Source organism: Variovorax sp. HW608 (assembly GCF_900090195.1).
Taxonomy (GTDB): Bacteria; Pseudomonadota; Gammaproteobacteria; order Burkholderiales; family Burkholderiaceae_C; genus Variovorax.
Map to the genome: position 1 here is coordinate 5,993,853 of NZ_LT607803.1, position 21,566 is coordinate 6,015,418.

Genomic DNA, 21,566 nt, shown 5'->3' on the forward strand with positions numbered 1-21,566 from the left:
GGGCCCGGGCGTCTGCCTCTTAGTCCGAATCCAACCATCCAGGAGACAAGCTGATGAAACTCACCCGCCGCACCTTCCAGAGCGCCGCCGCGCTGACGCTGCTGGGCGCCCTTGCCGGCTCGCCTGCCCTTGCGCAGGACAAGCCCAAGGTCGCGCTGGTCATGAAGTCGCTCGCCAACGAGTTCTTCCGCACCATGGAAGACGGCGCCAAGGCGCACCAGAAGGCGCATTCGTCCGAGTACACGCTGGTAGCCAGCGGCATCAAGGACGAAACCGACACCGCCGCCCAGATCAAGATGGTGGAGCAGATGGCCGCGCAGAAGATCAACGCGCTGGTCATCGCGCCGGCCGATTCCAAGGCGCTTGTGCCGGTGGTGAAGGCGGCCATCGACAAGGGCATCCTGGTGGTCAACATCGACAACCGGCTCGACGCCGACGCGCTGAAGGAAAAGGGCATCCAGGTCCCCTTCGTGGGCCCCGACAACCGCGCCGGCGCCAAGCTGGTGGGCGATGCGCTGGCCAAGCAGCTCAAGGCGGGCGACAAGATCGGCATCATCGAGGGCGTGTCGACCACTTTCAACGCCCAGCAGCGCACGCTGGGCTTCCAGGACGCGATGAAGGCCGGCGGCATGACGGTGGTGGGCGTGCAGTCGGGCCAGTGGGAAATCGACAAGGGCAACACCGTGGCGGCCGGCATGCTGCGCGAGCACCCCGACCTCAAGGCGCTGCTCGCCGGCAACGACAGCATGGCCCTGGGCGCGGTGGCCGCGGTCAAGGCCGCGGGCAAGACCGGCCAGGTGCTGGTGGTGGGCTACGACAACATCAGCGCCATCAGGCCCATGCTGGCCGACGGGCGCGTGCTCGCCACGGCCGACCAGTTCGCGGCCAAGCAGGCGGTGTTCGGCATCGAGACCGCCCTCAAGGCCCTGTCGCAGAAGCAGACGCAGGCCCAGATGCCCGCGGAAGTGAAGACCGACGTGGTGCTGGTCACCAAGTCCTCGGCGTCGAAGTGAGGAAGGCCGGCGCAGCATCGTGAGCACGCACGGCGTCCAGAGCCCGGCCGACCCGGCGCCCGCGCGGGCCGTGCTGGAAGTGCACGCCATCGGCAAGGACTATGCAGGACCGGTGCTGGACGGCGTCTCGCTCGCGCTGCACGCCGGCGAAGTGCTGGCCCTCACGGGCGAGAACGGCGCCGGCAAGAGCACGCTGTCCAAGATCATCGGCGGGCTCGTGCAGCCCACACGCGGCACGATGCTGTTGCAAGGCCAGCCTTTCCGGCCGCTCTCGCGCCGTGCGGCCGAGCGCCAGGGCGTGCGCATGGTGATGCAGGAGCTGGGACTGGTGGGCACGCTGTCGGTCGCGGAAAACCTGCTGCTCGACCGCCTGCCGAGCCGCGCGGGCTGGATCCGGCGCGGGCAGCTGCACGCGCTGGCCGAGCGGCAACTGGAGCGCATCGGCCTCGAGCACATCGACCCAGCCACGCCCACCGCGCGGCTCGGTATCGGCCAGCAGCAGATGGTCGAGATCGCGCGCAACCTGCAGGACGACACGCGTGTGCTGCTGTTCGACGAGCCCACCGCGATGCTCACGCCACGCGAGACGGCGCACCTGTTCGAGCAGATCGAGCTGCTGAAGGCGCGTGGCGTGGCCATCGTCTACGTGTCGCACCGGCTGGAGGAACTGCAGCGCATCGCCGACCGGGTGGCGGTGCTGCGCGACGGCCGCCTGGTCGACCTGAGGCCCATGGCCGGGGTGCGCGAGTCCGAGCTGGTGGAACGCATGGTCGGCCGCGCGGTGCACGAGCATGAAGGACGGCCGCGGCGCGCCGGGGGCCCGGTGCTGATGCGCGCGCATGGCATCGGCCGGGCGAACGCAGTGCATGGCGTCGATCTCGAGCTGCGTGCCGGCGAAGTGATGGGCCTGGCCGGCCTGGTGGGCTCCGGCCGCACGGAGCTGGTGCGCCTGTTGTTCGGCGCCGACCAGGCCGATCGTGGCGAGATCACGCTGCACCCGCCGGCGCAGGAGCAGGCGGTGCTGTACCGGGGCCGCGGCTGGCACTCTCCCATGCAGGCGATCCGGGCCGGCGTCGGCCTGGTGACGGAAGACCGCAAGTCGCAGGGCCTGCTGCTGCCGCAGTCGATCCGCGTCAATACCACGCTGAGCGACCTGAAGGCCGTCTCGCGCGGCGGCTGGCTGCAGCGCGCCAGCGAGCGCGGCATCGCGCGCCGGCTGGTGGAGCTGCTGCGCATCCGCTCGCGCGACATCGAGCAGCCGGCGGCCACGCTCAGCGGCGGGAACCAGCAGAAGGTGGTGTTCGCGCGCTGGCTGCACCGCGAGTGCAAGGTATTGCTGCTCGACGAGCCCACGCGCGGCGTGGACGTCGGGGCGCGCGCCGACCTGTACGCCGAGCTCGACCGCATGACCGATGCCGGCAAGGCCTTGCTGATGGTTTCCAGCGACCTGCGCGAGCTGATGGCGATGTGCGACCGCATCGGCGTGATGAGCGCCGGCCGGCTCGTGGCCGTCTTCGAGCGCGGGCGGTGGAGCGAGCAATCCCTGCTGGCCGCCGCCTTCACCCCGAATCCCAGCAACGCCTCCACATCATGAACAGTACCCCCGCCACGAGCGCGGCAGCGCCGCCGCCACCCAGGACCATCCGGCGCCAGCTGGGCACCTACGTCGGCCTGACGGTCGTGCTGCTGGCCATGATCGCGCTGTTCTCGGCGCTGAGCGACTACTTCCTCTCGGCCGAGACCTTCATCTCGATCGCCAACGAGATCCCCGCGCTGGCGGTGATGGCGGTGGGCATGACCTTCGTGCTGATCATCGCCGGCATCGACCTCTCGGTCGGCTCCGTGCTGGCGCTGAGCGGTGCGATCACGGCGGCCGCCATCCTGCAATGGAAGCTGCCGGTGCCGGTCGCGGCCTTCATGGGCCTCATCACCGGGCTGCTCTGCGGAACGGTCACCGGCGCCGTGTCGGTGGCCTGGCGCCTGCCCAGCTTCATCGTCTCGCTGGGCATGCTCGAAGCGGTGCGCGGCGGGGCCTACCTGGCTACCGACTCGCGCACCCAGTACGTGGGCGACGCCATTTCGGGCCTGGCGGCGCCCTGGATCGGCGGCGTCTCGGCCGCCTTCGTGCTGGCCGTCTTGGTGGTAGCCGCGGGGCAACTGGTGCTCACCCGCACCGTGTTCGGCCGCCAGGTGGTCGGCGTCGGCACCAACGAGGAAGCCATGCGCCTGGCGGGCGTCGATCCCCGGCCGATCCGGATCATCGTGTTCGCCGCCACCGGCCTGCTGGCCGGGCTGGCGGGACTGATGCAGTCGGCGCGGCTGGAGGCGGCCGACCCCAACGCGGGCGTCGGCATCGAGCTGCAGGTGATCGCGGCGGTGGTCATCGGCGGCACCAGCCTCATGGGCGGGCGCGGCTCGGTCATCAACACCTTCTTCGGCGTGCTCATCATCGCGGTGCTCGAAGCGGGCCTGGCCCAGGTGGGCGCGAGCGAGCCGAGCAAGCGCATCATCACCGGCGCGGTCATCGTGGTCGCCGTCATCATCGACACGCTGCGCCAGCGCCGCGACGAACGCCGCCTGGACTGATTCGCTTCCATGGCCAACATCAAGGACGTCGCCCTCCACGCCGGAGTCTCCGTGACCACCGTGTCGCATGTGCTGAACGCCACCCGCCACGTCAGCCCCCAGGTGCGCGAGCGGGTGGAGCAGGCCATCCGCGACCTGCGCTACGTGCCGAACGCCATGGCGCGCAGCCTCAAGAGCAACACCAGCTCCACGCTGGGCATGCTGATACCCAACAGCTCCAACCCCTACTTCGCCGAGATCGTGCGCATCGTGGAGGACCGCTGCTTCGCCGCCGGCTACACCCTGGTGCTGTGCAACACCGACGACGAGCCGCAGCGCCAGCGCGTCTATCTCCAGGTGCTGGCCGAGCGCCGCATCGACGGGCTGATCGTGGTGTCCACCGGCGCCGGGGACGACGCCACGCTGGCGCGCCAGCTGCACGGCCTGCGCGTGCCGGCGGTGCTGGTGGACCGCGAAGTCGCCGATCCCGCCTGCGACCTGGTGGAGACCGCGCACATGCAAGGCGGCCTGCTGGCGGTGCGCCATCTTCTTTCGCTGGGCCACCGCCAGATCGCCTGCATCGGCGGACCGGCCGGCGTGCTGCCCAGCGAGCAGCGGATCGAGGGCTGGCGCCTGGCCCTGGCCGAAGGCGGCGCCAGCGTCGCGGCGGGAAATCCCGGTGCGCTGCTGTGGCGCGGCGGCTTCACCAGCCAGGGCGGCTACGAGGCGATGCACGCCCTCCTCCGCGCCGAGCACAAGCCCACGGCGGTGTTCGTCTGCAACGACCTGATGGCCATCGGCGCATTGCGCGCCGTGCACGAGAGCGGGCTGCACGTGCCCGACGACATCTCGATCGTCGGCTTCGACGACATCGAGCTTTCCGCCTACACCAGCCCCGCGCTGACCACGGTGGCGCAGCCCAAGGAGCGCATCGGCGCGCTGGCGGTCGACATGCTGCTCGAGCGCATCGGCGACCGGCGCCACGAGGCACGCAAGGTCGTGCTGCAACCGGAGCTGCGGGTGCGCGCATCGACCGCGCGGCACCCCGGCCAGGCCCGGCGGGGCACGGTCGCCCCTGCGGCGGCGGCCGCGGCAGCCACGGCCAGGCCGAGAAAGGATGGTGTCCGGTGACTGCCGTCCAGGACGCGGCGCACGACGCGCCGCCACGCATCGTGGTGCTGGGAAGCATCAACATGGACCTGGTCATGCGCGTGCCGCACGCGCCCGCCGCGGGCGAGACGCTGCTGGGCCATTCGATCGGCACCATCGCCGGCGGCAAGGGCGCCAACCAGGCCGTGAGCTGCGCGCGCCAGGGCGCCCGCGTGCAGATGATCGGCTGCGTGGGCGAGGACGCCAACGGCGCCGCCCTGCGCGAGGCGCTGGCGCGTGAAGGCGTCGACACGGCCCAGGTGCGCACGGTGGCGGACGCCTCGACCGGCGTCGCGCTGATCCTCGTCGAGGACAGCGGCCAGAACCGCATCGTGATGGTCCCGGGCGCCAATGCCCGTCTGGAGGTCGACCCGGGCGCGCTGGGCGCGCAGTTGCGCGATGCCGCGTTCCTGGTGCTGCAGTTCGAAACGCCGCTGGAACAGATCGGCCACGCGATCGCCGCTGCGCGCGAGGCCGGATGCAAGGTCATGCTCAATCCATCGCCGGTGCAGGACTTTGCCCAGAGCTGGTGGCCCTGCATCGACACCCTGGTCGTCAACGAGCTTGAGGCCCAGGCCCTGTCCGGCCTGCGCGCCGACGCACCGCAAGAGGCCGCGCAGGCGGGCCGCGCGTTGCGCGCCCGCGGGGCACGGCGCGTCGTGGTGACGATGGGCGCGCTGGGCGCAGTGGCGGTGGACGAGGCCGGCGCGCGGCATCACCCTGCGCCGGCCGTCCAGCCGGTGGACAGCACCGCCGCGGGCGACACGCTGCTGGGCGCCCTCGCGGCTGCGCTGGCCGAAGGCGCGGACCTCGACGCGGCGCTGAGCACGGGAATCCGCGCCGCGGCACTGTGCGTGCAGCGTGCCGGCGCACAGCCGTCCATCCCGCATCGCGATGAGGTGCTGCGCGGCCCTCGCCCGCCCGACTGGAGGCCCTTGTGAAACGCACGCATCTGTTGCATTCGGACCTCTCGCACGTGATCGCCTCGCTCGGGCATGGCGACATGCTGGTGCTCGGCGACGCGGGCTTGCCCATCCCGGAGGGGCCGCGGCGCATCGACCTGGCCGTGGCACGCGGCATCCCCCGGCTCACCGACGTGCTGGACGCCGTCCTCTCGGAGATGGAGGTCGAGCACCTCGTCATCGCGCAGGAGGCGCTCGACCCGGGCGATGGCCTGCCCTTCTGGTTTCCGCGCAGCCTGGGGATCACGCCGCAGACGCTGACGCACGAGGCGTTCAAGCAGCGCAGCGCCGCCGCCCGCGCGATCGTGCGCACCGGTGAATGCACGCCCTACGCCAACATCATCCTGGTGGCCGGCGTGCGCTTCTAGGCCCGGGCCGCCCGAGCGCAAGCCGATCGGCGCTCAGGGTCCTTTCTGGGCATCGCGGCGCTCGATCTCCCTGACCATCGCGTCGAATTGATTCGCAACGAGGTTGCGCACGACCATCTTGCCGATCACCGGCGGGATCGCGAAGTCGGGCACCAGCCGGCCCGAGTAGCTCAGCCGCACGGCGCCCGACGGAAGGCTCTCGAGCGTGTAGCGGCCGTCCATCTCCCGCAGGTTGCCGCCGACAGCGCGTGCCGCAACCCACCGTTCGGGGGACTCGACGACCGCAAGCTTCGCCTCCACCGGCTGCCTGAAGAACAGGAAGCTGAACTCGCCGGTCTGCTCGACGAGGAGGCGGTCGGCGTCGCGCCGCACCACGCGCGAGCTGCGCATGGAAGGAATGAACTCCGCGAGATGGTCGTAGTCGGTGATGACCTTCCACGCGGTGTGCGGGTCCACCAGCATCTCGGCGCTCGCCGTCACGCTGATGGATTCGCCGTGGCCGTCGGCCTCGATCTGCTGCGTGCTCGGCGATGCATGGACGCACAACGCCCCGCAGAGCATCATGAGGACGGTGCGGACACGCGGTTTCAAGGCGTCAGGATCCTGCCTTCGCGTGCTGGCTGCGGTACTTCGCGATCGCCGATTTCAGGTCGCTTTTTTCTTCGCAGGGGAAGAAGCAGAGCGACTCCAGCACCTTCAATTCCTGCTCGGCCCGGGCGAGATCCCCCATCTGCAGGTAGGCCTCGCCAAGGTATTCGTGCGCGCCCTTGTGCTTCGGATTGATCTTCAGCGCCTTGTCGTAATCGGTCAGCGCGACCTCGACCTGCCCCACCTTCCTGTGCGCGTGGCCGAGTTCGTTCCAGGCATCGGCGTCGCCAGGGCTGCGCTGCAGGTAGACGGTCATGTGCGCGACGACCTGCTGCCAGTCCTGCTTCTTGACGGCGGTCATGCCGGCCTGGAAATCGGGATCCGGGTTGTAGGCCTGGCTCCCCCCGTCTCCGCCCCCTCCCCCTCCTCCGCCACCACCACCTCCTCCTCCTCCTCCTCCCCCACCGCCGGCGGCCAGGGCGGACAGGCTGAAGGCGAGCGACATGGCAGAAATGCAAACAACAAGCGAGCGTTTCATGGTGAGTTGCTCCTGCATGGATGATGGGACCCTAGCGGTTGTCGATGCGCCCGTAGACGCCATGCGCGCCTCCGCCGGGCCCCGCGGCGAAGAACAGCGTGTTGGCGGGCTGGTTGTTGAGCCCGTTTCCGAACGCAATCCCGTGCAGTCCGTCGATCGCGACGGGGTTTCCATCCGACATCGACAGCGTCCCCATCATTGCACCATTCGTGGGATTGAACGCATTGACCTTACCGTCGCCGGCATTGGCCACCAGCAATGCGCCGCTGAAGGGCCCGAAGTCGGCCGGCGCCATGGCCATGCCCCACGGGGCGTTCAATGCGCTGCCGGGCGGAATGAGCCGGCTGACAAGGTTGCCGGACGTGTCGAAGACGTCGACGGCGCCCTGCCCGGCCCCCGCCTGCGCGTTCTGGCCCGAAGAGTCCTGCCTGGCGTAGCTGACGTAGATCCGGCCGCCGATCGTCTGGATGCCGTAAGGGGCGTAGCCGGCCGGCAATGCCTGATCCGCGAAGCCGACCGCGGCCGCGCGTTGCGTGAAGCTGGAATCGAACATGTCGACCTTCCCGTTGTGGAAATCTGCCGCGTAGAGCATGTCCGACGCGCCCTGGCTCGCAATGGCCAGGCCCGTGTAGAGCCTGCCGGTGCCACCACCGTCGAAGACCGTGACCGCGTGGGTCGCGTCGACAGCGGGCGACCAGCCGGACAAGGTTCCCGCCCGCCCCGCGAAGATGAAGGCGCTCGCGCCCGACACGCCGGCCTTTGTCACCATGAAGTCCTGGTGGCCATTGAAGACGATGCCGGTCGGCATGGCGGCGCCGGCATTGCCGGGCGGAATCGCGACCACGAGCGATTGCGGCGTGCCGCTGCCGTCGTAAAGCGTCGAGCTCGAGGTCCCGGCGTTCGCCACCCAGACGAAGGCCTGCGGGTTGAAGGCCACGCCCCAGGCATTGACGAGATTCGGATCGGTCTTCGAGTTGGCGTAAAGACTGTTCCCGGCTGCGAGGTCGGATACGAGGTTGGTGGCGACGTAGCTCCTGCCGGTCGGAGTGCCGCCACCCATGGGCATGATGGCGCCGCCGTAGCCGGTGGCGGCGACCCCGCCGCCTCCATAGCCACCACCGCCGCCGCAGGCGGCCAGGACAATCGCGCTCGCACAGGCGAGGCCGTACAACTTCAGGCAAGAGGCGCTCATTTGCGTTTCCTTTCGGACTCGGACCCGGTGTATTCCGGGCCGAGTCCGCAAGGTTCATTGGCGCGGGCTTCAGAAGCTGATGGCGGCAGTGAGGACGAGTCCCCCGCGCGACCCGTGCCCGTACAACGTCGGGTAGACGGCGCTGCGGTCGCCGCCGACCCACTCGAGCCGCACTTCCCACGCGTCGCGCGCGATGGCCAGCCCCAGGCTGCCGTCGAGGCTCGGCTCATTGCCTTCCGTGCGGACGCCGCCGATCCGCTGCAGGGCACCCGCATGGGCCGTCACGCGAATGAGCGGCGACAGGGGCAGCCCGACGTTGAATTCGCCGTAGAGCGTGCGGGCGCCGCTGCCGAAATAGTCGGGTGAATAGTGCAGCCGCATGCTCCACCGCTCGCCGTTCAGCCCCGTGAACACTTCGCCGTAGTCGTAGTACGAATCGGCGCCGAAGTGGACGCCGGTGGCGCCCGCTTCCCAGCCGATGCGATCCGACAGCCGCCCTGCGTAACCCGCATAGCCGAGCACCTGCACCTGGCCTCGTGCGTACGGGCCCAGCGACACGCCCGCCAGCGATGCACCGGCGAACCAGCCGCTTGGGTGGTCATAGCCGAGGCCCAGGCGAAGGGTCGGCCGATCGTCGCTCAGCGACACGCCGCGGTAACGGTAGTCCGACAGGAACGCGATGCTCCCACCGGCCTGCGCGAACGCAACGCCGCAGGCGAGGCACAGCACTGGGCCGAGCGCGACGACCCGCAGGCCGGCGGTCGGCATGTCACTGACGAACGTTGGGTGATGTCGAGGAACGCGTCATGGTGCGGACGCAGGTCTCACTGCCTGCGACGCGTGCGAGTGTGGCACACGCGTCGACACTTCCGCCGGGAAAAGAGACGACGCTGGCGAGCGCGGGCGGCGCTCCGTGCGCCGGCGCCCGCTCGCGCATCAGGGCGAACAGCCCCGCCACATGGGCGGTGGCGAACGACGAGCCCGAGACGAGGTTCCAGCGGCCGCCGGGCAGGCTGGCCAGCACATCGCGTCCCGGCGCGACCAGGACGCCGGGCAGCGCCGATTCGCGGGACTCGTCGGTGACTGCCACGACACCGGCATGCGAGGCCGGGAAGCCTCCGTCCGGGGCGCGTCGATCGAAGGCACCGATCACGCTGATGTTGCGCGAAAGCGCTGCGTCCAGCAGCCTGTCGAGCAGACGATCGCGCGGCCCGCTCAGGCTCAGGTTGATGACGTCGGCGTCGTGCGTGATAGCGAAGTGCAAGGCCATGGCCAGGCTCAGGCTCGTGCACAAGGTGGACTGGCTGCTTTCCTGCCAGCAGGCGCGCAGTGCGAGCAAGCGCGCATCGGGCGCCACGCCGACGATGCCGACCCGGTTGTCGGCGCGCGCAGCGATGACACCCGCGACCGCCGTGCCGTGGTCTTCGGGCAATTCGCCGCGGCCGTTGACGAAGTTCTCGTTCAACGCCACCTGGCCTTCGAGATCGGGATGGTGGACGTCGACGCGGCTGTCGATCACTGCGACCCGCACGTTGCGGCCGGTCGAGATCTCGTGCAGGTCCTCCAGGTGCCAGGCCTGCGCCGCCGGCTGCAGCGTGAACATCGGATCGTCATGGCCGCGTGCCCGAAAGACGTTCATGGGCTGGGCCCAGGCGACGCGCGGGTCGCGGGAAAGCGCCTCGGCCACGCGTTCGAGTTCCTGGTCGCCCGGCACGTTCATGACGAAGCAGTCCACGCCCAACAGCGGCAGCGCCCAGTCCGTGACCAGCACCAGCCCATGCTCGCGCGCCAGCGCGGCGGCCACGCGGCGCCGTGCCCCATGCGCGGGGCCGTCGCCGTAGCCGCCCGAATAGGCGCTCTCGGGCCGGTAGTGCTCCTGCGGCAGGAGCAGGAACAGCAGGACCTGCTGGCCGCCGGTTGCCGATGGGCCTGTCGGTTCGGCCGGCTCGGCGCTCGCCGGCGGCTGCACCGCGAGCAGCGCGAGCAGGCATGCGACCCGGAGCCACTTCATGGCGTCATCCGGCCGTCGAGCGCTTCGACGAGCGTCACGGCTTGTTCCTGCCGCAGCTGCTCCACCGCGGCAGTCTCGAGGTCGACCGGCACCGCCAGCACGTAGGCACCGGTGGTGGTCGGTCCATAGACCAGCCGCGCCTGGGCGGTGCGCAGCACGCGCCGCATCTCCTGCTCGGTGGCCTCGGGCCGGAACCTCACGATCAGGCGCCCGACGCTGGCGGAAGCGGGCGGCCCCGCAGGCCCGCCAAGCGCCCGGTACGGCGGTTCGGGCGACTGCTGCGCGATCAGCAGGCCACCCAGGGTCGCGACCAGGACGCACTGGGCCAGCAAGGCCCAGCGCGTCCACCGCGGACCTTCGAGCCAGCGATCGCGCAGACGCGCCAGCAAGCCTTCGCTCGGCCGCGGCGGCGCGCTGCCCGCGATGCGTGCGCGCAAGGCAGCGAATCCCTGGTCGACATCGCCCGGGGTATCGATGTCGGCCGAATACGCCGACTGCAGCTCGCGCTCGAGTGCCAGCTCCGCGCGACAGCGCGGGCATTCAGCCAGGTGGTTCTCGACGCGGGCACGTTCCTCTGCATCGAGACTCTCGCTGACATACCAGGCGAGCATCGACTGCACCTTCCGATGGATGCCGGTATCGAAGGGGACCACACGCCCGCTCATAGCCATCCCTCCAATTTGCCTTCCAGCAGGGTCCTCAGCCTGCGCCGCGCATGGAACATGCGCGTTTTCACGGTGTCGACCGGACAGCCGACGATTTCGCTGATCTCGCGGCAGCCGATGCCGTGGAAGTAGGTGAGGTGGACGACCGCCCGCTGCTCGAACGAGAGGTGGTCCATCGCCTGCGCCAGGATCGCGCGCAATTGCGACTGCGCCGCGTGGTATTCGGGGCCCGACTCCGGCGCGGCGGGCTGATCCTCGCGGCCTTCGTCCTCGGCCATGGGCTCGTCCAGCTGGCTGAGCGCCTTGAGCGCCTTGCGATAGGCGATCGCGAAGATCCAGGTCGAGACCTTGCTTCGGCCGTCGTAGGTGGCGGCCCGGTTCCAGACGACCAGCATCGTGTCGTTGAGCAACTCGCCGACGAGGCCGGGCCGCCTGGTCACCCGGTCCAGGAAACGCGTGAGCCGCGGATGGTAGGCGCGGTAGAGCTGCTCGAATGCCTGCAGCTCGCCGTTCGCGGTCCGCCCGACCAGGCGTGCCTCGGCGATTTCGGCCAGCGCCGCCCCTTCGGCCGGAGGCCGAAGGGCATCGCGCGGCAAGCTCGTCATGGAGGGCTCCGGGTACTGGGCGTTGAGATTACTCTTTTCCCATCGTTCGGGTGGCACCGCGGCTTCACTACCGGTCATCGCCATCGCGGCCTTCGGACGCGGGCACTGCGGGTTGCACGGACTTCAGGCTTCCGCTGAGCACCCATGCCCGCTGGCTCGGAGCGAAGCGTGGCGCCAGCATCCCGTCGTTGATCTCGCGCGTGACCGCGAAGCGGTTGAAGGATGTCGCCGGAAGGAAGAGCCGCGTGTTGTCCGCAAAGCCATCGGAGGGGGTGTCGACATCGCCTTCCACGGCCGAAATCACGCCGTCGCCGTTGGCGTCGACGCGCTTCACCTCGATCGCGTAAGCGTCGAAGAGGCGCTGCGGGAACGGCACCCCGGGCTCGAAAGACCGGACCCGCTCGTAGACATCCAGATAGATCTCGTGCGCCAGGCCGCTCGGAATGAAACGCATCCGGTATTCGCGTTGCGCATCGACGTCGCCATCGAACTTGTCGGGGTCGCGAGGCCCGCTGCCCGCCAACGCACCGATCGTGTTCGGGTTGTCGCCGTGGGTCACCGGGCCGTTCTTCACGCCGGCGGGCCCGGACCCCGGAATGAGGGACGACAGCGCGCCGATCTGCCCGGCCTCGAAGGTGCCCGGAATGCCGCCGGTGAACGGCAGCTCGTACAGCGGATGGATCCAGTTCGTCGTGTAGTTGAATTCCCAGTAGGAATGGCAGTCCGACTGCTGCAGGCAGTTGTAGGCCCCCATGCTCAGCTGGATCGGCACGACGTTGGTCTGCCGCGACGGAAACTGGTCGTCGGCGCCCGGGAAGTGCGCATCGCGGCCATCCATCGTGAAGAACTGGCCCGGCAGGTTGTGGCCGCTGCCCATCGCCTGCAGCGCCGCGGCGTCCTCCGGCGTGATCGTTCCGAACACCGGCCTGCCGGAAGCCGCCGGAGCCACCGGGGCGACGCGCAGGTCGTGGATCATCCAGCCCTCGTACCAGCCGCTTTCGTTGTTGATGACGAACAGCCCGGACAAGTCGGTGAAGATGTCGATGAAGGCGCGAACATCGTTCGGATCGGTCGGCAGCTCCGGCTTGGGCTCGAGCACCAGCCGCACCGCGCCGACCGTGGACAGGCCGCAGTCGAAGCCCGTGGCGGTCAGCATCACCTGGTCGTTCACGCCCGGAAAGCGCTTCGTGAACGGATTCGGTTCGAAGCCGGTGCTGTCCACCAGGTAGTACTGGAACAGCTGGCTCGGCTGGTCGGCCTCGGCGTAGGCCTGCGTGGGCAGCGTCGAATGCGGGCGCTCGGCCAGCACCTCCAGGCGCTCCTTCAGGGGCCCCGGCAGATGCCGGACGTCGCCGCGCTGCAGGACGGCTTCGCCGTCGGCCCTGGCGTGCGGATTCGGATGGCAAGGCGGCGGCGGCTGGTTCGACGGCTCGTGGGGCGCCGCCCTCGCCGCGACACTCCACAGGCCGCAGCTGCAGGCGACGACGAGGCAGGCGCTGGCAAGGCGGGTGCGCCGATGCGCATGAACGGGCGATCGCGGTGAGACATCCATGGTGACCTCCAGGGAGACGGACGTTGGCCCGGACGGCGCTTGCCGGCCGGAACGGTTCATCCCCGGAATCGGGCGATCGGTTCAATACCCATGGCATCGGCCGGGCGGAAGCCGACCCGACTCAGCGGCCACGCAAGGCGCGAAGAAGAACCCACCCGCAGAGGGTGACACCGGCGAGCGCCACCGCGACCATGAGGCCCGGGCCCGTGCGGCCGGCGTCCGGAGGCGGGGCTGTGGTGGCTCTCGGGTTGGTGAACCCGGGTGCATCCGAAAAGGGGGAGTAGATGGCCCCGGGGGCTGCCGCAGCCTGCGTCGCAGCCCCTTGCGCCCCTTCACCGGTCGGCGCGGTGCTGCCGACCGCCTGGCGCGTCACTCCCCGATGGGACGGACCGCCGCCCATCGGCTCGGTGCGGGCCTGGGCGGGCATCGTCGTCGCAAGCACGACGAGCACCGCGGCGACGACCGCGCCGCGGGTCATGGTCTCGTCCTCTTGCGCTTGCCGCCCATGACGGTTCATTCCCGGACGCGGGCGAACGGTTCAATGCCGCGGCTTCGCTACTTCGGCTGCTCGTTGCCGTAGGTCTTCACGAGGTAGTCGACGATCAGCGGCATGTCCTCCTCGTTGATCGGGGCGTTGAAGACCTGCTTCATGCGCTTGACCATGGCCTCCCAATAGGGGCGCGGCGCGGTGGGGGGCTGGTAGAGCATGTATTCCGCCGAATGGCAGGTCACGCAGTTGGCCTGTGCCTTCTCGTAGCCGGGCAGCGTGCTCGCCTTGAGCTGCACGCCGTCCGGCGGCAAGGTGATCGTTCTCTCGGCGGCAGAGGCACCCGCCCCGATGCCCAGGGCCAGCGCGGAAGCGATCGCGGCAATGGAAGGTCTGCAATTCATGTCGGGCCCCTCCTCAGACGGCCAGCACCCTGACGCTTTCGACCACATTGCGCATGTAGCCCGCCGGCTGCCAGAGCGCTTCCATGGGCTGGCTTTGGCCGGATCGGTTCCAGGCCCTCACGCGCAGCACATGGGTCCCCTTCCTTGGCGTGAAGCCGAAGGTGAATTCCCGGAACGAATAGCGCCCCATGTCGTTGCCGAGCCTGGCATTGCGCCAGCTTTGTCCGTCGTCGTTCGAGCAGGCGACTTCGCGGATGCCCTGCCCGCCGTCGAACGCGATGCCGCGCACGACGAGGGGCTGGCCGGCCCGCACGCGCGCACCGTCGGCCAGCGAAGTGATGAACGAGCGCACATTGAAGCGGCCGATCGGCCGGGTCGCCGCCGGCGTGGTGCCGGGCTCCACGCAGGCGCAGTCGTTGTCGGGCACGCGGTAGGCCGGCTTCATCCAGAAGCCGTCGAAGACGCTGTCGATGACCTGGATCTCGGACAGGTGCTTGACCCAGTAGGTGCCGTAGTAGCCCGGCACGATGAGCTTCACCGGGTAGCCGTTGAGCATCGGGATGTCGGCACCGTTCATCTGCCAGGCGAGCATCACTTCGCCATCCATCGCATGGTTGACGTCGAGGGCCTTGACGAAGTCGCCGCCGCCGAAGAGCGCCATGTCCAGGCCGTCGAAGGTGACCTGCCGGGCGCTGTTCTTCGGTTCAGCGCGCGCCAGGACGTCCTTGAGGGCGACGCCGACCCAGCGCGCATTGCCCATCGCGCCGTTGCCCAGCTGACCGCCGGTGACCCGTGGGTCGAACAGCCCGCGGCCGTTGCCGGAACACTGGTTGACGGCCACGTACTCGATCGGCTTGAACTGTGCGCGCAACTCGGCCACCGTGAGCTCGAAGGGCTTGCCGACCGCATTGCCGCCGATCTTGATCACGTGCCTGTCGCCATCGATCGAGGTCGGAATGCCGGCGTTGTGGTAGCGCACGAAGAACGCGTCATTCGGCGTCAGGAGCCCGTCGTTGAAAACCTCGAACGGCGTTTCCAGTTGCGGCGGACGCGAGGTCAGCACGATCAGCGGCCGCTTTTCGGGGTAGGCCACCAGGGTGCGCCTGCCGTTGACGAACGGCATCTCGACGGTCGCGGCCTGCGCGAGCGCGGCCCGGCCGAGCGGACCCAGCCCGAGGGTGGCGACGGCGCCCGTGCCGCCTGCGACGAGCCGGCGGCGAAGCCGGCTGATGGGGGTGGTCATGCTTCCCTCCTTCAAGCGTGCGCAGGCGTCGCCGTCGCGCGTGGGCGCAGCGTGGCCATCACGAGGTACACGCTGCCGCCCACCGCCACGCCGATGAACCAGCCATAGATGTTCCACCAGGCCGGCAGCAGGTTCGTGAAGTTCGGCAGGATGGTGGAGAACAGGCTGCCGACCCCGGTCGCCACCAGCGCATTGACATTCCAGCCGCCTTCATAGCGGTACTCGCCATGCTCCTGGTAGAGCGCCGCCACGTTGATGTTGCTCTTGGCCACGATGTAGTAGTCCACCAGGATCACGCCCAGCAACGGGCCCATCGTGGCGCCGATCGCGTTCACGAAATGGGCCGCATTGCCCTCCCAAGGCGCGAAGGGATAGAGCACGAGCGCGATCAACGCGGCGATCACGCCACCGCGCTTGAAGCTGATCATCTTCGGAAAGGTGTTCGAGATGTCGAACGCGGCAGACACGAAGTTGGCCACGACGTTGATGCCCAGCGTGGCGACCGCGAAAGTGATCGCGGCGATGAGGGCGAGCGCCCAGCTGTCGAACTTGGCCGAGATCTGCTCGGGATGCAGGAGCACCTCGCCGTACACCTTGAAGGCCGCGATGGTGGTGACGCCGGCGACCAGCGAAAAGGCGATCAGGTTGATCGGCAGGCCCCACAGGTTGCCCGTGCGCACGGCCTGCTTGTTCTTCGCAAAGCGCGAGAAGTCGCAGAAGTTGAGGTAGAGCGCCGCGAAGTAGGTGATCCAGGTGGCGCCGACGGCCATCAAGGCCCAGAAGGAGCCGGGCTCGCCGGAAACGCCGGCATCCTTGGTCTTTTCGAGCAGCTGGTCCATCGGGATGCCGTGCTCGAAGGAGAAGCCGCCGGCCTTGACGCACAGGCCGACCGCCAGGATCAGCATCGCGATCCAGACCGCCGGGCCCGCCCAGTCCTGGAACCGGCGGACCGTCTCCATGCCCTTCTGGATGATCAGCAGCTGGAGCGCCCAGACCACCACGTAGCAGATCACCTCCAGCGCCGAGTGGCCGAGGACGTGCACGCCCTGGTGGAACTGCAGCATGCCGTCGTTGCGGATCAAGAGCGCGACCACCGCGCTCGCCGCTGCGGCGGTCTGTGCGCCGTACCAGAAGCAGGCCACGATCGCGCGCACCATGGCAGCGAGGTTGGCGCCCCAGACGCCGAAGGAGGCGCGCGCCAGCACCGGATAGGGCACGCCGGTCTTCTCGCCGGCATAGCCGATCAGGTTCATCAGCGCAAAGATCACCAGCGAGCCGAGCCCGATGGCCAGCAGGAAATTGACGAAGCTGCCGCACAGCAGGAACAGGCTGGCCGCGAGGTAGTAGCCCCAGAGGCTGTGCACGTCCGAAGTCCAGACGTTGAAGATGCTGAAGGGGCCCCATCGGCGCTCCCGCGCCGGCGCCAGATCTTCGTTGTAGAGGCCAGGGGAAGGATTACGGATTTCCATGGCGGTCTCCTCATGGCTATCTCGGCGCACAGTAGCACGCCCGCACCATCTTGGGGAGACCGTTAGTTCCCTCGGTTCACCACTTGCCGTCCGCAGGCCTCCTGGCCTTGAGCCGCACGGCCTCGCCGATCATCTGGAGCGCGTCCGTCCGGTTGGCCTTCTGCGCGAAATCGGCCGCGGTCATGCCGAGCTGGTTCTTCATCAGCGGATCCGCGCCTTCGTCGAGCAGCAGCTTCACCGCCGCTGCCGAGCCGTACATCGCCGCCATCATCAGCGGCGTGGTGCCGTTGGGCGACTGCGCGTCGATGAACGCATCCTTGTCGAGCAGTTGCTTCATGATCGCCACATGGCCGTTGGTCGCGGCGTAGTGCAGCGGCGTCCAGCCTGGCTTGTTGATGTCGGCGTCGCGTTCGATCAGCTTGGTCACGATGTCCTGCTGGCCCTTGATGGCGGCCAGCATCAGCGGGCTTTCATCCTTCGGGTTGCGGGCCTCGACATCGGTCTTGGGCGAGTCGAGCAGGACCTGGATCACCTTCGGCGATGGCTCCCGCAACGCGATCAAGAGGCCGGTCTGACCCTGCGCGTCCCGCGTGTTGGGGTCGAAACCGCGATTCAGCAGGTTCTTGACGCCGCTGGCATTGTCCGCGCGCACGGCCCGGAAGAAGTCGTCGAACGAATCTGCATGTGCCGCAAAATTTGCTGCAAAAACAATGAGATATACGAGTTTTTTAAAGTAGTTTTTCATGATTTCGCCTGCCTGAACAGTCGATCGAAGTTGTCGCTGGTCGCCTTGCCGATCGCTTCGACCGGCAGGTTTCGAAGCTGCGCGATCTGCTGCGCCACGAAAGGAACGTACGAGGGGTTGTTGGTCTTCCCGCGGTACGGCACCGGGGCGAGATAAGGGCTGTCGGTCTCGATCAGCATCCGGTCGAGCGGCACGAAGGCCGCCACATCGCGCAGGTCCTGCGCCTTCTTGAAGGTCAGGATGCCCGAGAAGGAAATGTAGAAGCCCAGATCGAGCGCCGCGCGGGCCACTTGCGCCGTCTCCGTGAAGCAGTGGAAGACGCCGCCCGCCGCCATCGGGCCGCCGTCTTCGCCCTCCTCCTTGAGAATGGCCAGCGTGTCGGCCGAGGCTTCGCGGGTGTGGATGACGAGCGGCTTGCGCGTCTGCTGCGCAGCGCGGATGTGCACGCGAAAGCGCTCGCGCTGCCATTCGAGGTCGGCGACGCTCCGGCCGCCCTTGCGCTCTTCCATCTGGTAGTAGTCGAGCCCGGTTTCGCCGATGGCGATGACCTTCGGCCGGGCCGAACGGCGCACCAGGTCTTCCACCGTCGGCTCCAGCACGTCTTCACTGTCCGGATGGACGCCTACCGAGGCCCAGAAGTTGTCATAACCGGCCGCGAGCGCCTGCACGTCGTCGAATTCCTCCAGCGTCGTGCAGATGCAGAGCGCCCGGTCGACCTGGGCAGCGGCCATCGCGGCCCGGACCTCGCGCATCTGGTCCGCGAACTCGGGAAAGGTCAGGTGGCAGTGGGAGTCGGTGAACATCGCGGAATGGAGTGAGCTGGGCGCAGTGGCGCCGCTTGCGGTCCGCGTCCCTGGAGGACGGGATTCGGATCAGATGGTCTGGGTCGGCCGGTCGGAAGCCATGGTGCCGCCGAGCGCCTCCTCGATGCGCGCCTTGAGCTGGCGCGACTTCTCATCGGACGGAAAGCGGATGCCGACGCCGGGCGCCCGGTTGCCGGCGGCACGCGACGGCGTGATCCAGGCGACCTTGCCGGCGATCGGGTAGCGCTGCGGATCGTCCGGCAGCGTCAGCAGCACGTAGACGTCGTCGCCGAGACGGTACTCGCGCGAGGTCGGGATGAAGATGCCACCCTCGGCGAACAACGGAATGTAGGCTGCATAGAGCGCCCCTTTTTCCTTGATGGCCAGCTGGATCACGCTGGGCCGGACGGGGGCGGACGGGGTGGAGGCTGCAGGTGTGTTCATGGGCGGCGGCGTGCCGAGTTTAGGGTGGTTCGCGCTTCGCTCACAAGCGCTTCGAGCATGAGGCCCGCATTGAACGGATGTTCTGCGGTTTTTGCCGCATTCGCGAGCGACCTCGACCAGCGCGCCAGCGCGCCTCTGGAAGGCGCCGGTGGCAGGTCGGCGATGTCGAAGAAGCGCGGCTTTGCGCCGCTGTCGGCGGCCATCAGGTCATGGCAAAGCTTCTGCAGCGCATCGATGGCCTGCGCCGGCGCGTGATCGGCCAGCGCGCCGACATCGCCGCGCACCATCGCCTTGGGCAGCAGTCCCCAGGCCTTGGGCGACTGGCCCTGGGCCGCCAGGCGCAGCGCATCGCTGGGGCGACCGCCGGCGGCGCGCAGCAGGGCGGCGGCATCGGCGGCCGGAACGCCCTGCCCGACCAGCCAGTCACGGGCTTCATCGGGCTCTGGCCATGGCAAGGTGAAGCCGAGGCAGCGGCTGCGGATCGTGGGCGGCAGCTGCCATGCGGCTTCGCTGGCGAGCACGAAACGCACGTCGCCAACGGGTTCTTCCAGCGTCTTGAGCAGCGCGTTCGCGGTGATGGTGTTCATGCGCTCGGCCGGATAGACAAGCACCACCTTGCCTAAGCCGCGCGCACTGGTGCGTTGGGCGAACCCGACGGCATCGCGCATCGCCTCGACGCGGATTTCGCGGCTCGGCTTGCGCTTCTTGTCGTCGATGTCGGCCTGTGCTTTCTCGTCGAGCGGCCATCCGAGTTCCTGCATCGCGACTTCGGGCATGAGCACGCAAAGGTCCGCATGCGTGCGGACCTGGATGGCGTGGCAACTGGGGCAGTGCCCGCAAGCGCCCTCCTTCTTGGCCTCTTCGGGCTGCTCGCAGAGCCAGGCGGCGGCCAGCGCCAGGCCCAGCTCGTACTGGCCCAGTCCGGAAGGACCTTGCAGCAGCCATGCGTGGCCACGCTGGCGCAGCAGCTCGGCGAGCGGCTTGCGCAGCCACGGCGAGCGCGTGTCGGCATTCACGGCGCACCTCCGCTCTGCGATGCCACGAGGCCGCGCTCGGCCAGAGCCGCTTCGATCTGCTGCCACACGGCTTCGCGCGACTGGTCGGCGTCGATTCGGACAAAGCGTGGCGCGTCCTTGGCGCGGGCGGCATAACCCGCGGCGACGCGTCTGAAGAACTCGACCGGCTGCGATTCGAACTTGTCCGGCACGCGCGCACCGGCGAGCCGTTCGGCGGCAATCTCCGGCGCGAGGTCGAACCAGATCGTGATGTCCGGCTGCAGGAGCCCACCGGAGGGATTCGCCTGCACCCAGGTTTCGAGCGTCCGGAGCACGGCCGGATCGAAGCCGCGCCCTGCCCCCTGATAGGCGAAGGTCGCATCGGTGAAGCGGTCGCACAGCACGATGTCGCCGCGCGCCAGCGCCGGTTCGATGACGCGCACCACATGGTCGCGCCGGGCCGCGAAGACCAGCAGCGATTCCGTCAGCGCATCCATCGGCTGCTCGAGGATCAGGCCGCGCAGGGTTTCGGCCAGCGGCGTTCCGCCGGGTTCGCGCGTGCGCGTGACCTGGCGGCCCTGCGCCTTGAACAGCGCTTCGAGCGCATCGATGTGGCTCGACTTGCCGGCACCGTCGATGCCTTCGAGCGTGAGAAAAAGCCCCTTCATTGACCGCTCCGCTGGTTCGGATCGGTGGTGCCGCCGCGCTGGTAGCGGTTCACCGCCCGGTTGTGCTCGTCGAGCGAGCTGCTGAATTGACTCGTGCCGTCGCCGCGCGAAACGAAATACAGCGACTTGCTCTGCGCCGGCTGCACGGCGGCCAGCAGCGCCGCCTTGCCGGGCATCGCGATCGGCGTGGGCGGCAGGCCGTTGCGCGTGTAGGTGTTCCAGGGGGTGTCGGTCTGCAGGTCCTTCTTGCGCAGGTTGCCCTCGTAACGCTGGCCCAGGCCGTAGATCACGGTCGGGTCGGTCTGCAAGGGCATGCCGATGCGCAGGCGGTTGTGGAAGACGGCGGAGATCTCCGCGCGATCCTGGGCCTTGCCTGTCTCCTTTTCGACAATGCTGGCAAGGATCAGCGCCTCGTCGGGCGTCTTGAGCGCGATGTCGGACGACCGGGCGGCCCAGGCGGCTTCGAGCTTCTTGTCCATCGCCCGCATGGCGCGCTGGAACAGCTTGAAGTCGGTCGAGCCTTTCGAGTAGGTGTAGGTGTCCGGGAAGAAGCGGCCTTCCGGATGCTGGCCCGGCCGGCCGAGCCTGGCCATCAGCTCCTCATCGCTCAGGCCGATGGTGTCGGGCTTGAGCTGATCGGCCTTCGCGAGCGCGGCACGCATCTGCCGGAAGTTCCAGCCTTCCACCAGAACCACACTGCGCGTGGCCTCCTCGCCGCGCACCAGCACGGCGAGCAGCGTGCGCGGCGTGATCCCGCGTTCCATTTCGTAGCTGCCGGCGCGCATCTGCCGGTCCTGGCCCGAGAAGCGGAACCACCAGTAGAGCAATTGCGGCGGCACGTCCACGCCGGTGTCGGCAACGGCCTGGGCGATGCCGCGCGGCGTGGTGCCCGGCTCGATCGACAGGTCGACGCTGGGCGCCGGGAGCCGCAGCGGCTGGTTGACCCACCAGAGACCCGCAGCGCCGAGGCCGAGAACGGCCAGGGCGGCCAGCAGAAAGATCGTGAGGAAGAAGCGGCGCACGGAATCCGGCGAAGGGAGCAAAGGGTGAGAAGCGGCGGAAGCCCCGCCGATCGAACGGATCGGGTCCGGCCATGATAA

24 protein-coding genes are annotated in these 21,566 nt (G+C 68.8%); 6 read left to right on the forward strand and 18 right to left on the reverse strand.

The features are described 5' to 3' along the window. Positions 1-53 precede the first annotated feature (53 nt). From VAR608DRAFT_RS28315 to rbsD, 6 genes are read left to right on the forward strand one after another with little or no spacing between them, the layout of a single operon-like run. On the forward strand, positions 54-1,013 hold the full coding sequence (locus VAR608DRAFT_RS28315; protein WP_088957100.1) for a sugar ABC transporter substrate-binding protein: 960 nt from the start codon (positions 54-56) through the stop codon (positions 1,011-1,013). Positions 1,014-1,032: 19 nt separating this feature from the next. Further along, entirely contained in the window at positions 1,033-2,607 is a 1,575-nt protein-coding gene (locus VAR608DRAFT_RS28320; RefSeq protein ID WP_088957101.1) for a sugar ABC transporter ATP-binding protein, read from the forward strand. After that, positions 2,604-3,599 carry an ABC transporter permease gene (locus VAR608DRAFT_RS28325; RefSeq protein WP_088957102.1) on the forward strand — a complete coding sequence of 332 codons (996 nt, stop codon included), beginning with the start codon at positions 2,604-2,606 and terminating at the stop codon, positions 3,597-3,599. Before VAR608DRAFT_RS28320 ends, VAR608DRAFT_RS28325 begins: the two co-directional genes overlap by 4 nt. A gap of 9 nt (positions 3,600-3,608) precedes the next feature. Then, complete coding sequence (locus tag VAR608DRAFT_RS28330) at positions 3,609-4,709, forward strand: LacI family DNA-binding transcriptional regulator (RefSeq protein ID WP_088957103.1); 1,101 nt, start codon at positions 3,609-3,611, stop codon at positions 4,707-4,709. Further along, a complete protein-coding gene (gene rbsK / locus VAR608DRAFT_RS28335; protein ID WP_269458502.1) occupies positions 4,706-5,668 on the forward strand; it encodes a ribokinase in 963 nt (320 codons plus the stop codon). The genes VAR608DRAFT_RS28330 and rbsK overlap by 4 nt, the downstream gene beginning before the upstream one ends. Next, on the forward strand, positions 5,665-6,057 hold the full coding sequence (gene rbsD / locus VAR608DRAFT_RS28340; RefSeq protein WP_088957104.1) for a D-ribose pyranase: 393 nt from the start codon (positions 5,665-5,667) through the stop codon (positions 6,055-6,057). Before rbsK ends, rbsD begins: the two co-directional genes overlap by 4 nt. A gap of 33 nt (positions 6,058-6,090) precedes the next feature. Here the strand turns inward: rbsD and VAR608DRAFT_RS28345 are convergent, their stop codons facing one another. From VAR608DRAFT_RS28345 to mltG, 18 genes are all read right to left on the reverse strand, one after another. After that, a complete protein-coding gene (locus VAR608DRAFT_RS28345) occupies positions 6,091-6,648 on the reverse strand; it encodes an SRPBCC family protein (RefSeq protein WP_157731142.1) in 558 nt (185 codons plus the stop codon). 4 nt (positions 6,649-6,652) lie between these two features. Further along, positions 6,653-7,150, reverse strand: a complete 498-nt coding sequence (locus VAR608DRAFT_RS37700) for a tetratricopeptide repeat protein (RefSeq protein WP_197700425.1) — start codon at positions 7,148-7,150, stop codon at positions 6,653-6,655. 64 nt (positions 7,151-7,214) lie between these two features. Then, a complete protein-coding gene (locus VAR608DRAFT_RS28355) occupies positions 7,215-8,375 on the reverse strand; it encodes a TIGR03118 family protein (protein WP_088957107.1) in 1,161 nt (386 codons plus the stop codon). A gap of 69 nt (positions 8,376-8,444) precedes the next feature. Then, positions 8,445-9,143, reverse strand: coding sequence for a TorF family putative porin (locus VAR608DRAFT_RS28360; RefSeq protein WP_088957108.1), 699 nt, complete (start codon positions 9,141-9,143; stop codon positions 8,445-8,447). 1 nt (position 9,144) lies between these two features. Continuing rightward, positions 9,145-10,386, reverse strand: coding sequence for a S8 family serine peptidase (locus VAR608DRAFT_RS37285; protein WP_157731143.1), 1,242 nt, complete (start codon positions 10,384-10,386; stop codon positions 9,145-9,147). Continuing rightward, entirely contained in the window at positions 10,383-11,051 is a 669-nt protein-coding gene (locus VAR608DRAFT_RS28370; RefSeq protein ID WP_157731144.1) for a zf-HC2 domain-containing protein, read from the reverse strand. Before VAR608DRAFT_RS28370 ends, VAR608DRAFT_RS37285 begins: the two co-directional genes overlap by 4 nt. Next, complete coding sequence (locus VAR608DRAFT_RS28375; RefSeq protein ID WP_088957111.1) at positions 11,048-11,656, reverse strand: RNA polymerase sigma factor; 609 nt, start codon at positions 11,654-11,656, stop codon at positions 11,048-11,050. The genes VAR608DRAFT_RS28370 and VAR608DRAFT_RS28375 overlap by 4 nt, the downstream gene beginning before the upstream one ends. Before the next feature lie 67 nt (positions 11,657-11,723). Further along, positions 11,724-13,208: a hypothetical protein gene (locus VAR608DRAFT_RS28380; protein ID WP_231972993.1), complete on the reverse strand. Its 1,485-nt coding sequence runs from the start codon at positions 13,206-13,208 to the stop codon at positions 11,724-11,726. Positions 13,209-13,329: 121 nt separating this feature from the next. Beyond that, positions 13,330-13,686 (reverse strand): hypothetical protein, encoded by a 357-nt coding sequence (locus VAR608DRAFT_RS28385; protein WP_157731145.1) that lies wholly within the window; start codon positions 13,684-13,686, stop codon positions 13,330-13,332. Between the two features lie 77 nt (positions 13,687-13,763). Then, positions 13,764-14,099, reverse strand: a complete 336-nt coding sequence (gene sorB, locus VAR608DRAFT_RS28390) for a SorB family sulfite dehydrogenase c-type cytochrome subunit (protein WP_088957113.1) — start codon at positions 14,097-14,099, stop codon at positions 13,764-13,766. 13 nt (positions 14,100-14,112) lie between these two features. After that, positions 14,113-15,342, reverse strand: coding sequence for a SorA family sulfite dehydrogenase catalytic subunit (gene sorA / locus VAR608DRAFT_RS28395; RefSeq protein ID WP_088957114.1), 1,230 nt, complete (start codon positions 15,340-15,342; stop codon positions 14,113-14,115). Between the two features lie 11 nt (positions 15,343-15,353). After that, on the reverse strand, positions 15,354-16,811 hold the full coding sequence (locus tag VAR608DRAFT_RS28400; protein WP_088957115.1) for an NCS1 family nucleobase:cation symporter-1: 1,458 nt from the start codon (positions 16,809-16,811) through the stop codon (positions 15,354-15,356). Positions 16,812-16,887: 76 nt separating this feature from the next. Then, positions 16,888-17,556: an ankyrin repeat domain-containing protein gene (locus tag VAR608DRAFT_RS28405; RefSeq protein ID WP_088957116.1), complete on the reverse strand. Its 669-nt coding sequence runs from the start codon at positions 17,554-17,556 to the stop codon at positions 16,888-16,890. After that, the gene (locus VAR608DRAFT_RS28410; RefSeq protein ID WP_088957117.1) at positions 17,553-18,359 is read right to left on the reverse strand and encodes a TatD family hydrolase; all 807 of its coding nucleotides are present in this window, start codon (positions 18,357-18,359) and stop codon (positions 17,553-17,555) included. The genes VAR608DRAFT_RS28405 and VAR608DRAFT_RS28410 overlap by 4 nt, the downstream gene beginning before the upstream one ends. A 69-nt stretch (positions 18,360-18,428) precedes the next feature. Next, positions 18,429-18,803: a PilZ domain-containing protein gene (locus tag VAR608DRAFT_RS28415; RefSeq protein ID WP_088957118.1), complete on the reverse strand. Its 375-nt coding sequence runs from the start codon at positions 18,801-18,803 to the stop codon at positions 18,429-18,431. Continuing rightward, on the reverse strand, positions 18,800-19,819 hold the full coding sequence (locus VAR608DRAFT_RS28420) for a DNA polymerase III subunit delta' (protein ID WP_088957119.1): 1,020 nt from the start codon (positions 19,817-19,819) through the stop codon (positions 18,800-18,802). The genes VAR608DRAFT_RS28415 and VAR608DRAFT_RS28420 overlap by 4 nt, the downstream gene beginning before the upstream one ends. Continuing rightward, entirely contained in the window at positions 19,816-20,466 is a 651-nt protein-coding gene (gene tmk, locus VAR608DRAFT_RS28425) for a dTMP kinase (RefSeq protein ID WP_088957120.1), read from the reverse strand. Before tmk ends, VAR608DRAFT_RS28420 begins: the two co-directional genes overlap by 4 nt. Beyond that, positions 20,463-21,488, reverse strand: a complete 1,026-nt coding sequence (gene mltG, locus VAR608DRAFT_RS28430; RefSeq protein WP_088959021.1) for an endolytic transglycosylase MltG — start codon at positions 21,486-21,488, stop codon at positions 20,463-20,465. The genes tmk and mltG overlap by 4 nt, the downstream gene beginning before the upstream one ends. Between the last annotated feature and the right edge of the window lie 78 nt (positions 21,489-21,566).

What these genes read in the sequence shown, in the direction of transcription:
- VAR608DRAFT_RS28315 (WP_088957100.1), top strand. Translation starts at nt 54, where the DNA reads ATGAAACTCACCCGCCGCACCTTCCAGAGCGCCGCCGCGCTGACGCTG.
- VAR608DRAFT_RS28325 (WP_088957102.1), top strand. Translation starts at nt 2,604, where the DNA reads ATGAACAGTACCCCCGCCACGAGCGCGGCAGCGCCGCCGCCACCCAGG.
- VAR608DRAFT_RS28370 (WP_157731144.1), bottom strand. Translation starts at nt 11,051, where the DNA reads ATGAGCGGGCGTGTGGTCCCCTTCGATACCGGCATCCATCGGAAGGTG.
- VAR608DRAFT_RS28375 (WP_088957111.1), bottom strand. Translation starts at nt 11,656, where the DNA reads ATGACGAGCTTGCCGCGCGATGCCCTTCGGCCTCCGGCCGAAGGGGCG.
- VAR608DRAFT_RS28330 (WP_088957103.1), top strand. Translation starts at nt 3,609, where the DNA reads ATGGCCAACATCAAGGACGTCGCCCTCCACGCCGGAGTCTCCGTGACC.
- VAR608DRAFT_RS28360 (WP_088957108.1), bottom strand. Translation starts at nt 9,143, where the DNA reads ATGCCGACCGCCGGCCTGCGGGTCGTCGCGCTCGGCCCAGTGCTGTGC.
- sorB (WP_088957113.1), bottom strand. Translation starts at nt 14,099, where the DNA reads ATGAATTGCAGACCTTCCATTGCCGCGATCGCTTCCGCGCTGGCCCTG.
- VAR608DRAFT_RS28415 (WP_088957118.1), bottom strand. Translation starts at nt 18,803, where the DNA reads ATGAACACACCTGCAGCCTCCACCCCGTCCGCCCCCGTCCGGCCCAGC.
- VAR608DRAFT_RS37285 (WP_157731143.1), bottom strand. Translation starts at nt 10,386, where the DNA reads ATGAAGTGGCTCCGGGTCGCATGCCTGCTCGCGCTGCTCGCGGTGCAG.
- VAR608DRAFT_RS28400 (WP_088957115.1), bottom strand. Translation starts at nt 16,811, where the DNA reads ATGGAAATCCGTAATCCTTCCCCTGGCCTCTACAACGAAGATCTGGCG.
- VAR608DRAFT_RS37700 (WP_197700425.1), bottom strand. Translation starts at nt 7,150, where the DNA reads ATGTCGCTCGCCTTCAGCCTGTCCGCCCTGGCCGCCGGCGGTGGGGGA.
- tmk (WP_088957120.1), bottom strand. Translation starts at nt 20,466, where the DNA reads ATGAAGGGGCTTTTTCTCACGCTCGAAGGCATCGACGGTGCCGGCAAG.
- VAR608DRAFT_RS28380 (WP_231972993.1), bottom strand. Translation starts at nt 13,208, where the DNA reads ATGGATGTCTCACCGCGATCGCCCGTTCATGCGCATCGGCGCACCCGC.
- VAR608DRAFT_RS28405 (WP_088957116.1), bottom strand. Translation starts at nt 17,556, where the DNA reads ATGAAAAACTACTTTAAAAAACTCGTATATCTCATTGTTTTTGCAGCA.
- VAR608DRAFT_RS28355 (WP_088957107.1), bottom strand. Translation starts at nt 8,375, where the DNA reads ATGAGCGCCTCTTGCCTGAAGTTGTACGGCCTCGCCTGTGCGAGCGCG.
- VAR608DRAFT_RS28410 (WP_088957117.1), bottom strand. Translation starts at nt 18,359, where the DNA reads ATGTTCACCGACTCCCACTGCCACCTGACCTTTCCCGAGTTCGCGGAC.
- sorA (WP_088957114.1), bottom strand. Translation starts at nt 15,342, where the DNA reads ATGACCACCCCCATCAGCCGGCTTCGCCGCCGGCTCGTCGCAGGCGGC.
- VAR608DRAFT_RS28385 (WP_157731145.1), bottom strand. Translation starts at nt 13,686, where the DNA reads ATGACCCGCGGCGCGGTCGTCGCCGCGGTGCTCGTCGTGCTTGCGACG.